At 25.6% G+C, this 6,601-nt stretch carries 8 protein-coding genes; 1 reads left to right on the top strand and 7 read right to left on the bottom strand.

Going from position 1 to position 6,601, the window contains the following annotated elements; translation table 11 throughout:
* Positions 1-660 precede the first annotated feature (660 nt).
* Positions 661-1,419, top strand: a complete 759-nt coding sequence (locus tag VLM92_RS08780; protein WP_325275965.1) for an alpha/beta hydrolase — start codon at positions 661-663, stop codon at positions 1,417-1,419.
* 105 nt (positions 1,420-1,524) lie between these two features.
* Here the strand turns inward: VLM92_RS08780 and VLM92_RS08775 are convergent, their stop codons facing one another.
* The 7 genes from VLM92_RS08775 to VLM92_RS08745 all read right to left on the bottom strand — a co-directional run.
* Positions 1,525-1,749 (bottom strand): hypothetical protein, encoded by a 225-nt coding sequence (locus VLM92_RS08775; protein WP_325275964.1) that lies wholly within the window; start codon positions 1,747-1,749, stop codon positions 1,525-1,527.
* Positions 1,750-1,991: 242 nt separating this feature from the next.
* Complete coding sequence (locus tag VLM92_RS08770) at positions 1,992-2,837, bottom strand: type II CAAX endopeptidase family protein (RefSeq protein ID WP_325275963.1); 846 nt, start codon at positions 2,835-2,837, stop codon at positions 1,992-1,994.
* Positions 2,838-3,199: 362 nt separating this feature from the next.
* The gene (locus VLM92_RS08765) at positions 3,200-4,555 is read right to left on the bottom strand and encodes an NAD(P)/FAD-dependent oxidoreductase (protein ID WP_325275962.1); all 1,356 of its coding nucleotides are present in this window, start codon (positions 4,553-4,555) and stop codon (positions 3,200-3,202) included.
* A gap of 304 nt (positions 4,556-4,859) precedes the next feature.
* The gene (locus VLM92_RS08760; RefSeq protein ID WP_325275961.1) at positions 4,860-5,462 is read right to left on the bottom strand and encodes an HNH endonuclease signature motif containing protein; all 603 of its coding nucleotides are present in this window, start codon (positions 5,460-5,462) and stop codon (positions 4,860-4,862) included.
* An 18-nt stretch (positions 5,463-5,480) separates the two neighbouring features.
* Entirely contained in the window at positions 5,481-5,822 is a 342-nt protein-coding gene (locus tag VLM92_RS08755) for a DUF6508 domain-containing protein (protein ID WP_325275960.1), read from the bottom strand.
* A gap of 142 nt (positions 5,823-5,964) precedes the next feature.
* Positions 5,965-6,144 carry a hypothetical protein gene (locus VLM92_RS08750; RefSeq protein ID WP_325275959.1) on the bottom strand — a complete coding sequence of 60 codons (180 nt, stop codon included), beginning with the start codon at positions 6,142-6,144 and terminating at the stop codon, positions 5,965-5,967.
* Positions 6,145-6,316: 172 nt separating this feature from the next.
* Positions 6,317-6,601 (bottom strand): GNAT family N-acetyltransferase (locus VLM92_RS08745; protein ID WP_325275958.1); only part of this gene is annotated, 285 nt, incomplete at its 5' end.

Here is a 6,601-nt window from a genome sequence, read left to right as displayed (position 1 = left end):
ATTTTAATTTTGGGCTCTGTTAAACAAATCCAATATTTATTGAAAATGCAAAAAATTCCCTAGGATAATATATCATTTCTTAACTTTATATTCTATATTTCTTTCTCTTAATTTTATATAATATGCTTCTTTCTTGACTAATATATCTTCATCCGGCTTTTTACCCTTACTTATTGACATTATTAAAAACTCCAATGCAGTAAGTATTTGCTCTTTTTTAGTAACACAATATTTATCTAATTTATTTAATGCTTCTTTAATATCCTTTTTATTACTTACGTTCCATAACCATTACCATAAGCCTCCCTATAAAATTTATACCTCTCATCTTATATATTTATTAATTTAATACTCAAATATATTTCAGTTTATCCATAATATAAATTAAAAATGTATAACTTTAAAAGTTATACATTTTTAATTTATTCCATCTATTTAGTTATGACAACTTCTTCATTTATACTATCATTTTCAAATTCTTCATCTTTAATAGCAACTGCTATATCACTAATCACTTTTGTAACTTTATCAATATTTGATAATTTTGTCACTTTATAATTAATTATTAAATTTATTGATTGTTAGTGGACAACCATGATAATATTGATACTGACTATTTAATATTATAATTTATGCATAAGATGATTTGGAGGAATACAGTTGCTATATTACAGAAAAAAAGATAACGGTAAAAAAGATTGGGTTGTATTTATCCATCCCTTAGGTGGAAGTTCAGTAACTTATTATAAACAGTTAAAGACTTTTCAGGAGAAATTTAACCTTCTACTTATTGATTTACATGGACATGGCAAATCAAATAAGGGGATAAGCGGTATGGAAGTAAATGATATTGCTAAAGATATTATTGATATTATTAATCATGAAAACATTCAGTCTGCTTACTTTGTAGGTATGTGCCTTGGTAACGTAGTAGTAGATTTGATTTATGAGAATTATCCCCATAGAATAAAATCCATTGTATATGGTGCTGCAGTTAAGGATATAAACTTTTTTAATAGTATGTTACTAAAGCTTGGAAATATGTTTAAACACTTCATGCCACACTCTGCTCTTTATAACTTATTTGCTTTGATTATGATGCCAAAGAAAAATCATGAAGAATCTAGAAAGCTCTTTGTCAAAGAAGCTAAGAAAATGAAAAGAAATGATTTTTTGGACTGGTATAACCTAATCATTAGTAATCAAAATTTTTATAATAAGAGAGAGATTAAAAAAGATTGCATCAAAAAACTTTACATATTCGGAAGCCAAGATCATTTATTCATCTCAAAAGCTAAGGGCTATGTAGAAAAAGATGAAAATTCCCAATTGAACATTATTGATGGAGCAGGACATATGTGCAATATCGATGGATATAGAGAATTCAATGAAATGGCTATTAATTTTCTTATGGGTTAATAAATAGAGAATGTAGATAGATTTGTGTAAAAACAAATTTACCTACATCCTTTTTAGTATATTAAATTGGTAAAAATAGATTAATTGTCAACATGCCTTTAATCTTCATATCCACACAAGCTCAAACCTGATTTTATAGCTTCTTTCTTTATCTATTTTACTTGTATCTTCTAATTCTTTATTCTCCAATGAATTTTCATTATTAGTTATTTCAACAGTAGTATTATTATTTGGGTCATTATATGTATCTATATCTTCTGTTGAACAGCCAGTTAAGTTTAATTCTAGTACTATAGTTAATAAAATCAATAAACTCTTTAACGTTGTCATCACACTATCACTCCCTTATAAACTATCTAGCACTCTATTAACACTTTAATTTATACTATATACATTTATATTATATAGTATTTCTTTCAGTGTTCTACTAATATATCTACATATGCAAATATAAGCTAGAGATTTTTCACCTACCCCTATGTCGTGAAACACGACGTCGTCTTTTTTACAATGTATAATAGAAAAATGACCTATAAATAGGTCACCTTTTAAGCTTTTATCATGCTATATATTTATGCTATTATTTTTAAATTTTTCAAATAGCTTCTATTTCTCTTTATAAATCGGATATAGAAGAACACACCAATCACAGTAGCTATTGCTCCTATACTTAAAAAAACTACCGCATCTTCTGGTATAAAATTTGTAACTTCATTATTTTCTTCCCCAACAGAAGTTAACAATATTATTGTAGTCATAAAGTTATTTAAAAAATGTAAAAACATTGGGACTAATATATTTTTATATTTTAAGTATAAAATACAAAGTACTACCCCAAACAATGTAGCAAAAAATATAGAATCTTTAGCATGACATAGTCCAAAGAATATAGATGATAAAATTGTCCCAAAGGTTGTATTTAATTTCTTTGATAACCTTTTAAAAATTACTTTTCTATATATGAGTTCTTCTATAATAGGAGCTATTATAACTATACTTATTGAATTGATTAATATATTTCCTGTATATAGCATCTCTTGTGAAGAGGAACTATTTAAAATTTTATTTGCCAAAGATATATCTATTAATAAAAAGATTCCAATCACTAGCCACATAACTCCCATCTGTATAATTTGGAGATTTAAAAGCCTACCTATTATCTCTTTTATGTTTACTTTTTTTGTAAAATCTACCCATAATTTCATTACATCTTCTTTTGATATTTTCATATTTGATATCAAAAGATATACTGTCATAACCTCTACTGCAAGCATACATAAATCCACATTAAATCCATCCCAGGATGTTATACCACCTAACACTAATATAGATGTTATATCTACCCCCAATATAATTGCAAAAGATATTGTTGATATCCTTATTAAATCTCTAATTCTTATTTCTTTTTCATTTACCATTTTACTTCCCCCGTTACTTCTTGTGAATATTAAAAATTTTATAAAATAATATATTTATATTATATCACTACAAATGTATTATTCTGTCACTTTCTTATTTTCTAAATATATTAATGTTACTTTAATGCACAAGTTACACACAGATTTTTATTCAATATAATCTCTTAGTATATAAAAAATAGAGTGACTAAAAACACTCTATCATCATAAAACAAATTTATTAAAAACTCTTTCATACCTTCTTATATACATTACTCTTCAACAAGTTTTTGATAATCTTTCTCGATAGCCAAATGACTAGGAACCTTATACATACACTCACCAACAGAATCATAACTTTAAGAGCCTTTAGCTCATCAATATTAAGCTATATTATTACTTAAATATGCCCCTAGATATATTCCACTAGCTGCTGCCTGTGATAACGAGTATGTTATACCTGAACAATCTCCTGCTAAATATAGTCCTTTCACTTTACTTTCAAAGAATTTATTTACTTTCATCTCAGGCTCGTAATACTTTACATCTAATCCATAAAAAATAGTATGTGGATGTATTTTTTTTCCTAGTAAATCTCCTAATTTTTCAATAAATAACATAGTAGAATCTATATATTTTTGTGGAACATATTCATTTATATTTACTGACTTTGCTTTTAAACTTGGTATTATTTCACTGTTTTCTATATCTTCATATGTAATTGTTTTTTGTTTTTTTATATCTTCTAATCTTTGCATTATTATCTTTTCTTCATTTTCATTTATATTTTTCATAATGGTTTTTACATAAGCCTTTGCTTCTTTTGAAGATAAAAAGTAACTTGGAATAAACAATGTAAAATTAAGATTTTGACTTGAATTTTTTTCTTCTAAATAATTTTGCCCATCAGCAAATATTAATCCATCTTGGTATTTTTTTATTACTTTGCCATTTGGATTCATGCAATAAGTAGTGCTTTCAAATTTATCATCTTTATAAAATAGCTTTATTTCAAAATTTTCTTTTAATAAATTGTCTAATTCATCTCCTTTTAATTCTAATCTAAAGCCTAAATCTAATCTAACTTTTTGTGGTACTATTCCAAAATGGCTACATTGTTTTTCAAACCACTCTCCACCACTTAATCCTGTAGCTAAGACTACTTTTTTACTATAATAAATTTCATCTCTACATTTAATAATAAATTTTTCTTTATCTTTTTCTATGCTTTTTATTTCTTTTTCAAAACATATATCTATTTTATCTTTTAAAACCTCATGCATTTTATTTAAGATCTCTAGTGATAATTTTGTTCCTAGATGTCTAGTTTTTGTTGTAAGTAATCTAAATCCATGTTTTTCTACTTTTGTTTTTAAAGTTATATTTTCTGTACTATAAAAAGGAGCTTTATCTCCACCAAATTTACATAATATCTTATCTACTTCATCCATATATTTTAAAGCTTTTTTATCTCCGATTAATTTTCCTAGATATCCTCCAAAGTCATTTGTGTAATTATACTTTCCTTCTGATCTACCCATCCCCCCAAAACCCATAAATTTATTGCATATGTCACAGTTTAAACAGTTTTTCGAATTAGATTCTATAGGACACACTCTATTTTCTAATGTCTTTCCTTTTTCAATAAGTTTTATTCTTAAATTTTTATTTTCATGTATTAATGTATAAGCAGTAAATATTCCGCTTACTCCAGCTCCAATAATAATAATATCGTACATAAAATTCTCCTTTCTTTAAGTTAATTAATTTAATTATATCATTTAATTATTGCTACATAATATATTCATAAATAACTAATTTAAACAAATAGAAAAAGGAAGCCTAACAACAACGGGTTAACTTTTGATGTACAAAAACTATTTTAACATTAAAAATAGCAAACACTTTCACATATGAATTCACGTACAATTTTACATCATAAAAAAAGTAATAATTTAAGTGGTTTTGACATCCACATTATTGCTATTTTTTAGTTCACAATATGATAAAATTACGAAATAGATATAGAATATAAATAATTTATTACTTATTTATATTTTCGATATATAAATCATATAAACCACTAACGTTTGATTTAGATATTGTATACCATTTTTTTATATAATTATCATTTAGTAAATTAGTATCTCTTTCTACTATATCTATAAATATATTTGTTAGCCCATCCCACTCACTAAGATCTCCACACTCTTTAATATTCCATCCTATCTGTTCTAAGCTCCAATTTGATTTTATAGAATTATGTAGCATTGATGTTGTAATCCAGTTATCTTCTTCATCCTTACCACCTCTAGCTATTGGATTAATATGATCTATTGTAGGTATAAGTTCCCAATAAGCTACATGAGTTTGGTCCATTTTCCAATGTGAGTGATATGGAAATTCCTCTGGAAAATATGTAGAAAATACCTTTAAAATACCTGGGTTTAATAGCTTGTCTCCTGTGTACCTATCAATAAACCCATCTCTCATAAATATATTAAATTTTTCTTTATCTTTGTATGCTCTCTTTTCTACTTTTTTATATTCAAACTTATATTCAGTATTTATAATATCTATAGCTTCTTTCTTACTTTTATTTAACAGTAATTCACTAGCCTTTTCTATAATCCTAGCCTTCTCCATTTCAATCTCCTCATCATATTAATTTAGCTTCTTTAGAATAGTTACAAATATTTTTTTATCAATAGCATTTGCTATCATACCTTCACTAAATCGCTCTCCCCTTATATAAAAAGTTAATATAGCTTTTAGTATATATGTATCTGCTGTTTCTATCAGACTTTTTAGATCTATACCTTTTTCAATATACCCTTCTAACTTACTCATATATTCAGTATCCATTATATTACTGTTGTAACAGTCTTTTATAAACATATCTACTGTTTTATTATATTTTATATATTCATCTGCAGTTTTATAAAAACTTTGTTTATCATCATCAAAAAACGCTATATATGCATCTATTTTCTCCTTTGTAAGCATGTTATCCCCCTTTATTATATATAAACCTATATATATAGTATTTTTTCATTTGTATAGTAAAGGTGATGTTTTATTGAACATTAAAAGAGCAATATTTCTAGTGCCCTTTAGTTCTTAACTTATTAATATGGTAAAACAATGATTACCTTTTTTTAAATATTAAATTTGTTATAGTTCCTAAAATTAATGCAGGTATTGTAGCACCTATTAATATGCCTATTACAGGACTAAATAATATATTAGCTAATTGAATTGTAAATAGAACTACAACAATTATATAGAATATTAAATAATCTAATTTTCTAAATGATGAAAAATTCATACTATCTCCCCTTTTACTTTGCAATATATACTAATTGTTAATTTAATTATAGCAGGATTTGCAGTTTCTCATGTGTCTATTAAAATAAATGTTTTTTTGAACATGAAAAGAGAGCAATAATTTTATATACTCACCCTCTTGTCTAGTAATTTAATTTTCCACATAATAAACTTTAATTATTATACAATTTAGCCATAGAAAATTCATCTACATATTTACCATCTATAATCATTGCATTTCTTTTAATTCCTTCTACCTCAAATCCATTCTTTTCATAAAGATGTTTTGCTACGACATTAGAACAAATTACGCTCAGTTCAAGCCTTGTAATGTTATTTTCCCTAGCCCATATATCTAACTCAGAAAATAATTTGCTTCCAATCCCTTTACCTCTAAACTTTTCACGTATTCCAATAACAATATATGCAGTATGTTTAATTCGTTTTGGTCCACCTCT

Origin of the sequence: Romboutsia sp. (assembly GCF_035470145.1) — a bacterium.
Lineage (GTDB): Bacteria > Bacillota > Clostridia > Peptostreptococcales > Peptostreptococcaceae > Romboutsia_D.
This window is presented reverse-complemented; position numbering and strand designations above follow the sequence as displayed.

Bases quoted from the DNA above. Each gene is read 5' to 3' on its own strand.
- VLM92_RS08775 (WP_325275964.1), bottom strand. From the start codon at position 1,749: ATGACAACGTTAAAGAGTTTATTGATTTTATTAACTATAGTACTAGAA.
- VLM92_RS08770 (WP_325275963.1), bottom strand. From the start codon at position 2,837: ATGGTAAATGAAAAAGAAATAAGAATTAGAGATTTAATAAGGATATCA.
- VLM92_RS08765 (WP_325275962.1), bottom strand. From the start codon at position 4,555: ATGTACGATATTATTATTATTGGAGCTGGAGTAAGCGGAATATTTACT.
- VLM92_RS08760 (WP_325275961.1), bottom strand. From the start codon at position 5,462: ATGGAGAAGGCTAGGATTATAGAAAAGGCTAGTGAATTACTGTTAAAT.
- VLM92_RS08755 (WP_325275960.1), bottom strand. From the start codon at position 5,822: ATGCTTACAAAGGAGAAAATAGATGCATATATAGCGTTTTTTGATGAT.
- VLM92_RS08750 (WP_325275959.1), bottom strand. From the start codon at position 6,144: ATGAATTTTTCATCATTTAGAAAATTAGATTATTTAATATTCTATATA.